General features: G+C 44.5%; 5 protein-coding genes. 4 read left to right on the top strand and 1 reads right to left on the bottom strand.

The features are described from left to right. Positions 1 to 233 precede the first annotated feature (233 nt). Positions 234 to 2678, bottom strand: a complete 2445-nt coding sequence (locus ACKI39_RS03930; protein ID WP_407397870.1) for a helicase C-terminal domain-containing protein — start codon at positions 2676 to 2678, stop codon at positions 234 to 236. Between the two features lie 278 nt (positions 2679 to 2956). Here ACKI39_RS03930 and ACKI39_RS03925 point away from each other — a divergent pair, with 278 nt between their 5' ends. From ACKI39_RS03925 to ACKI39_RS03910, 4 genes are all read left to right on the top strand, one after another. After that, a complete protein-coding gene (locus ACKI39_RS03925; RefSeq protein ID WP_407397868.1) occupies positions 2957 to 3898 on the top strand; it encodes an L-lactate dehydrogenase in 942 nt (313 codons plus the stop codon). A 10-nt stretch (positions 3899 to 3908) separates the two neighbouring features. Further along, a complete protein-coding gene (gene fumC, locus ACKI39_RS03920) occupies positions 3909 to 5291 on the top strand; it encodes a class II fumarate hydratase (protein WP_407397866.1) in 1383 nt (460 codons plus the stop codon). 123 nt (positions 5292 to 5414) lie between these two features. Next, positions 5415 to 6230 carry a CoB--CoM heterodisulfide reductase iron-sulfur subunit B family protein gene (locus ACKI39_RS03915; RefSeq protein ID WP_407397864.1) on the top strand — a complete coding sequence of 272 codons (816 nt, stop codon included), beginning with the start codon at positions 5415 to 5417 and terminating at the stop codon, positions 6228 to 6230. After that, on the top strand, positions 6230 to 6625 hold the full coding sequence (locus ACKI39_RS03910; RefSeq protein WP_407397862.1) for a 4Fe-4S dicluster domain-containing protein: 396 nt from the start codon (positions 6230 to 6232) through the stop codon (positions 6623 to 6625). Before ACKI39_RS03915 ends, ACKI39_RS03910 begins: the two co-directional genes overlap by 1 nt.

The following is a 6625-nucleotide window of genomic DNA, read 5'->3' as shown; positions in this document are numbered from 1 at the left end:
TGTTGCTGCGCCGATTGGACATGGCAACGTAGTTTCCTTGATGCCGCCTGTCGAAATCAAGCAATATCCACAAAATATGTGGTAGTTTCGAGAGCCTCAACCACCACATATCCTATAGCAATACAATTTCCGGACACAGCCTTGTTTTAATAGAAGCCGGTACCTGATATAACTTTCATCTCATGCCCCGCAAAATCGGGGCATTCATTATTTTAAATGACAAGGCATGAGCTCTAGAAAAATTTTTCCACGGCACTGATAATCTGTTCCAAAGGATTGTACATTCGTCGGCTCATGGGAACGCTTGTCGTAAACATCTTTCCATAGCGCTTTTCCACAATACGGCGGTCAAGGACAATGATCACACCCCTGTCATCACCGCGGCGAACAAGACGACCAAAGCCCTGCCTGAATTTTATGACCGCCTGAGGAACGCTCAGCTGCATGAAAGGATTTCCACCTTTCTTTTCAAGGTCTTCGCTTCTTGCGGCAAAAACTGGATCGTTAGGTACGGCAAAAGGAAGTTTTACGATTATGACCTGACTGAGACTATCTCCTGGCACATCAACTCCTTCCCAAAAGCTGTCCGTTGCAAAAAGTACGCTTTGTGTATCTTCTTTGAAATTTTCAAGCAGACGGAATCTATCATCATCCCCCTGCTTAAAAAGCGTAATCCCTTTTCCGACAAGGGCACTGGCAGCTGCCGTATAGGTGTACTTAAGGCTGTCATAGGAGGTAAATAGAACCAATGTCCTTCCTCCTGCCGCCTCTATCAATCTAGGCACAGTCTGTTCCACATAGGACTGATAGTACTGGCTGTCTGGGAACGGAGCATCGCTTGGAACTCCGAAAAGCACATTTGTCTTATATGGAAACGGAGATTCAAAACTGTTTTTGGCTAGCCTTTCGGATTCAACAAAACCAGCACCTGTCCTTCTTAGCCAATAGCCGAAGTTATTTTCAGTACGCAAAGTAGCGCTGGTGCAGACGACCGAATCCAAAGGTTCAAAAACCCCCTTATTCATCATTGGGGCTATATCAAGAGGTGTCTGATAGAACTGAACAAATAGCGTAGCTTCTTCTCCAGGAGTCTTTGGAGGCATACGCACCTTCTGCATCCAGAAAACCTTGTCCCCGTGCTCATCCCAATGAACAAAATCATTGCAGAGCACAACATACCCTTCAAGTCTATGGAGAACGGTCTTTGCTTCCCAAACCGCAGGTATGTCAGCATCCTTGTCATCAATCTTTTCCAAAACTTCCCTAACAAGATCATTGAACACTGCAATGGCTCCATGAAGTTTTGCTATGCCATCAAAAATGCTGTCGTAGGCTTCTGCATTTGCCCCATGTATCCTTACGTTAAAATCATTTTCAAGCAGAAGAACTGCATCCTGATCAAGTAAAGTGACAGCTTCCCTTATGGCCTCCACCCTTGAATCAGCCATCTCAGAAAAATCCTCTGCCGTTGACACCGCCGCTGCCTGAACAAGGAATCCAGCTCTGGTTCCCTTCCACTGACGGTAAAGCAGATTCACCTGCTTCATCAACTTGAATCTTGTAAATGATTCACTGAAAAAACTTGTGGCACTGTCCTCTATGCCATGGGCTTCGTCAAAGACAACCCTCTTATAGGGAGGAAGAACCGCCGTATCTTCATATCCAGCACCGTTCATCCTGCTTTCAATATCAGCAAAGAGAAGATGATGATTAACGACAATGAGATTAGCATCGCTAGCTTCCTTTCGGACCTTCATGACAAAACAATTTTCCCGAAAAGGACATCTTCCACCCATGCAGGCATCACTTTCACTGTTGACTCGTGTCCAAACGCTGTCTGGCGGATTAAAGGTAAGGTCAGTGCGGCTTCCAGTTTCGGTGGACTTGGTCCAGTCGTTTATCTTTCCAATGAGTTCATTGTCGTCATCAAAAAGAGAAGGCTCATCGACTGCATCAGAAAGTCGTCTGAGGCACACATAATTCTGCCTGCCCTTGAGAAGGACAGCCTTGATTTTTTTCCCAGTGATTCCTTGAGCTGCCGGTATATCCTTTTCAAATAGCTGCTGCTGAAGATTTATTGTTCCAGTAGAAATAACAACTCGTTCTTTATTATTAACAGCCCACAAAATCGAAGGAACAAGATATGCAAAGCTTTTTCCTACACCCGTACCCGCTTCAAAGACACCGATTTTGTTTCCGTTGAAGGCTGCAGTAATTTCCTTGACCAGCTCCATCTGGGCCGGACGTTCTTCGTAATTGGGATTCTTTTTGGCAAGAGGACCTTCCTTTGAAAGGAAAAATGCCGCTTCATCAGGATTTGTATACTGCAGTTTCCTAGGCTTAATGGGTTCTACCACAGGATAAACATCAGTAACATCATTATTTACTATATAAAAGCCCATGGATGTATCGCTTGCATTGTAGGCGATGGACTGATCAGCTTCACTTGGGCGCAAATATCCACTTGGATGATTATGGATCAGGACATGGCCTCCGCGGGCTGCATTTTCGTTGACGATTACGGAATCTTCATTTCCCCTGGCACCTACAACGACAGATACAATCATTCCGTCTTCATTGATTTTTCCCACGAAAAAGACTTCGTTTCCGCCAGCCTCCTCTATGGCATTCCTCATAGTCTGAATAACGTGATCTGCAAAACGCCTGGTAACATCCATGGCTAAATTATAGTAAGCAAAACGATAAATTGCAATTTGGAGAAAAAAACATTCCGTTACATTTAATGTGATATTTTTCACAATAAATTCTTCCGACTGTGACTTTTTTCACAGAAATCACCAAAAACCACAAAAAACTAACACGAAAACAAATTTGTTACTAAATTAGACTTAACAATCCAGGGATTATGGATTATTATTTAGCATGGTATGCTGTATAAATGGGCATACTGTATCCAGGTAACTAAAGTACAATTCTATATTGACAGGAGATTTATATGGCAAACAAAATTACTATTATTGGTGCCGGACAGGTTGGTTCTTCTGTAGCTTACGCACTTTGTCTTAAGGCTGTAGCAACAGAAATCGTTCTCATTGACATTGACGAAAAGCGCGCTAAGGGCGAAGCAATGGACATTCGTCAGGGTACACCTTACATGGCTCCTGTAAACATCCACGCAGGAACTTACGAAGATGCAAAGAACTCTGACATCGTCATCATCACTTCTGGTGTTGGCCGCAAGCCTGGTCAGTCTCGTCTTGATCTTGCTCAGATCAACGTAAACATCTTCAAGACAATCATCCCACAGATCACAAAGGCAGCACCTGACGCAATCTACGTTCTCGTAGCAAACCCTGTTGATGTTCTTACATACCAGCTCGTTAAGTCTTCTAACATTCCTGCAAACCACATCATCGGTACAGGTACACTTCTTGATACAGCTCGTCTCCGCACAAAGATTGCTGATGAATACGGAATCGGACAGGCTAACCTCCACGCATATGTATTCGGTGAACACGGAGACTCTTCATTCGTACCTTGGTCACTCGTAAACATCGCTTCAGTTCCAGTAAACGACTACAACAACGCTGTAGGCAACAAGCATGCTGAACTCAACCGCGACGATGTAGAAGAATACGTACGCAAGTCAGGCGGAATGATCATCGAAGCAAAGAAGTGCACAAACTACGCTATCGGTGTTACTACAGCACGTCTCTGCGAAATCATCCACAACAACAACCCTTCTGTAACAATCGTTTCTACATTGCTCCAGGGTGAATACGGAATTTCTGACGTATGTCTCTCAATCCCTACAGTTGTAGGCGGAAACGGTGTTGAAGGACGCCTTGCACCTGCCCTCACAGACGATGAAGTTGAAAAGCTCAAGAAGTCTGCAGAAGCACTCAAGAACGTAATCAGCCAGCTTGACTTTAACTAAGGATATACAAATGGAAAAATACAGAATTGAACATGATTCAATGGGCGAAGTAAAGGTTCCTGCAGACAAGCTCTGGGGTGCCCAGACTGAACGCAGCCACGAAAACTTCCTCATCGGTGTAGGCATCGAAACAATGCCACGCGAAATCACAAAGGCTTTCGGCTACCTCAAGAAGGCAGCTGCAATGGCTAACAATGCCCTTAAGCCTGAGAAAATGACAAACAAAAAGCTCAAGGCAATCTCAAAGGCTTGTGATGAAGTCATCAGCGGTTCTCTCAACGAAAACTTCCCTCTCGTTGTATGGCAGACAGGTTCAGGTACACAGTCGAACATGAACTGCAACGAAGTTGTCGCAAACCGCGCAAACCAGATTGCAGGAGAAAAGATCTGTCATCCAAACGACGACATCAACATGTCTCAGTCTTCAAACGACACATTCCCTACAGCAATGCACATCGCTGCTGTTGTTGAACTTGAAGACAAGCTTTTCCCAGCAATTGACCTCCTCGTTGATACATTCAAGAAGCTTGAAAAGGTAAACAAGGGCATCGTTAAGTCTGGACGCACACACCTTCAGGATGCAGTACCTATCCAGTTCAGCCAGGAAATCAGCGGATGGAGAACTTCTCTTGAACGCGACAAGGAAATGCTCAAGTCTACACTTCCATACCTCAAGCAGCTTGCCCTCGGTGGTACAGCAGTAGGTACAGGACTCAACGCACCTAAGGGATTTGACAAGCTTGTTGCAGAAAAGGTTTCTGAACTTACAGGAAAGAAATTCGTTACAGCACCTAACAAGTTCCACGCCCTTACATCAAAGGACGAAATCACATTCGCACACGGTGGACTCAAGGCTCTCGCAGCAGACCTCATGAAGATCGCCAACGACGTTCGCTGGCTTGCTTCTGGTCCTCGCTGTGGCATCGGTGAAATCTACATTCCTGAAAATGAACCTGGTTCATCAATCATGCCTGGTAAGGTAAACCCTACCCAGTGTGAGGCAATGACAATGGTTGCTGTTCAGGTTATGGGTAACGACGCAGCAGTTGGAATGGCAGCATCTCAGGGCAACTTTGAACTCAACGTGTTCATGCCTGTAATCGCCTACAACTTCCTCCAGTCTGTAAGACTCCTTGCAGAAGTAATGGTAAGCTTCAACAACAACTGTGCTGTTGGAATCAAGGCAAACAAAGAAAAGATGCACTTCAACCTCTACAACTCTTTGATGCTCGTTACAGCCCTTAACCCATACATCGGTTATGAAAACGCTGCAAAGACAAGCCACCTGGCTTATGAAAAGAATATCTCACTCAAGGATGCTTGTGTTCAGCTTGGATTCATGACTCCTGCAGAGTTTGACAAGGTATTCCATCCGGAACAGATGGCTAAATAATTATCAATTCATAATTCATAATTAAGAATCAATAATTGTGAATTATGAGTTACTCAACATGAAACTTAATTATGCATTGTGAATTATGCATTGTGAATTATCAAATAATTTTGGGAGAAAAGAATGAGTGACCAGACAAACACACTAACTTATTCTTACTTTCCTGGATGTACATTGAAGAACAAGGCCAAGGAACTTGATAACTACGGCCGCAAGTGTGCAGAAGCCCTCGGTTTCAAACTTGAAGAAATCGAAGACTGGCAGTGCTGCGGTGGTGTTTATCCAACAGGCAAGAATGAAATTGCCTCAAAACTTCCTTCAGTTCGTGCTCTTGCTGACTCCAGGGATAAGAACCAGGCATTGGTAACATTGTGTTCAGCTTGTTACAATGTCATCAAGCAGGTAAACAACGACCTGCAGAACGATGAGAATACAATTCTCAAAGTAAACAACTATCTCGCTCAGGACGGTATTGAATACCACGGAGAAACAAAAGTTCTCCACTTCCTTGAAGTACTCCGCGACGAAATCGGTTGGGACAAGGTAAAGGCTGCCGTTAAGAATCCTCTCAAGGGAAAGAAAATCGGCGCTTACTACGGATGTCTCCTCCTCCGCCCTGGAAAGGTCATGGAATTTGATGATCCTGAAAATCCACAGATTCTTGAAGACTTCATCAAGGCTATCGGTGCAACTCCAGTAATCTATGCTGAACGCAATGAATGCTGCGGTGCATACGCTTCATTTGAAGATCCTTCAATCCCACAGACCCGTGCAAAGAAGATCATTACAAACGCACAGGACATGGGTGCAGACTTCCTCGTAACAAGCTGTCCACTCTGCCGCTACAACCTGATCAAGAATCAGGGCGACACAAACATGGACGTTATCTACTTTACAGAACTTCTTGCTGAAGCTCTAGGCGTAAAGGAGGAAGCATAATGCTCGAAGCAGAAATCCAGAGTTACAAAGACAGAATTCTTGAAACTAGCGGTGTCAACCCTAAGAAATGCATGGTTTGCGGAAAATGTTCTGGAACTTGCCCTAACTACGACGCAATGGAATACCATCCACATCAGTTTGTTCAGATGGTAGAAAACGGTGAAATCGAACCATTGCTCAAGAGCAAGTCAATCTATGCATGTTTGTCTTGTTTTGCTTGTCTCGAACGCTGCCCACGCCAGGTAGAACCAGCAAAACTTATCGATGCAGTACGCACAGTTGTTGAACGCGAACGTGGCCCACTCCATCTTGATCCTTCTCAGGTTCCTGAAAAGCTTGATGCAGACACACCACAGCAGCTTTTGATGAGTGCATTCAGAAAGTACCGCAAATAG

Source organism: Treponema sp. (assembly GCF_045641405.1).
Lineage (GTDB): Bacteria > Spirochaetota > Spirochaetia > Treponematales > Treponemataceae > Treponema_D.
This window is presented reverse-complemented; position numbering and strand designations above follow the sequence as displayed.

Bases quoted from the DNA above. Each gene is read 5' to 3' on its own strand.
- ACKI39_RS03910 (WP_407397862.1), top strand. From the start codon at position 6,230: ATGCTCGAAGCAGAAATCCAGAGTTACAAAGACAGAATTCTTGAAACT.
- ACKI39_RS03925 (WP_407397868.1), top strand. From the start codon at position 2,957: ATGGCAAACAAAATTACTATTATTGGTGCCGGACAGGTTGGTTCTTCT.
- ACKI39_RS03915 (WP_407397864.1), top strand. From the start codon at position 5,415: ATGAGTGACCAGACAAACACACTAACTTATTCTTACTTTCCTGGATGT.
- ACKI39_RS03930 (WP_407397870.1), bottom strand. From the start codon at position 2,678: ATGGATGTTACCAGGCGTTTTGCAGATCACGTTATTCAGACTATGAGG.
- fumC (WP_407397866.1), top strand. From the start codon at position 3,909: ATGGAAAAATACAGAATTGAACATGATTCAATGGGCGAAGTAAAGGTT.